The 422-nt window shown below is 62.3% G+C and carries 1 protein-coding gene; it reads right to left on the reverse strand.

Translation table 11 applies throughout. The features are described from left to right. On the reverse strand, positions 1 to 404 hold a 404-nt coding region (locus tag SLS51_RS23380; protein WP_323840859.1), incomplete at its 3' end, for a VasL domain-containing protein. Between the last annotated feature and the right edge of the window lie 18 nt (positions 405 to 422).

The following is a 422-nucleotide window of genomic DNA, read 5'->3' on the forward strand; positions in this document are numbered from 1 at the left end:
CGGTTTTTCTCAGGGAGCGCGGTCAGGCCGGCGGCCTGCTGCAACGCGTAATACTGGCTGAGCAGGGCGTTAAACCGGTCGTCGGTCTTTTTTATCAGCGCCGGTGAGACGCTCTCACCCTGTTCGACGGCGACGGAAAGCTGGCGCAGCAGCTCTTCCAGCGGGACGTCACGGTTGTGGCTGTGCTGGATTTGGTAAATCGCCGTTTTCAGGTAAGAGAGGGTGAAACTGCCCCGGTTGCGCTCCTGTGTCAGGATGTGGTCCGCCAGTAACTGGAGCTGATGCCGGGTCTCCCGCCAGTTGCCGGGGGTCGGCGCGTTTTCCCGCCGGATGGTCTGTAACTGCTGCCAGCGCTGCGTTGCCTGCTGCTGCCGGCGGTCCTGCGGCCAGGTTTTTTGTGCCATATCGGTCAGCTGCTCAGC

The sequence above is a fragment of the Photorhabdus africana genome (assembly GCF_035181445.1).
Lineage (GTDB): Bacteria > Pseudomonadota > Gammaproteobacteria > Enterobacterales > Enterobacteriaceae > Photorhabdus > Photorhabdus laumondii.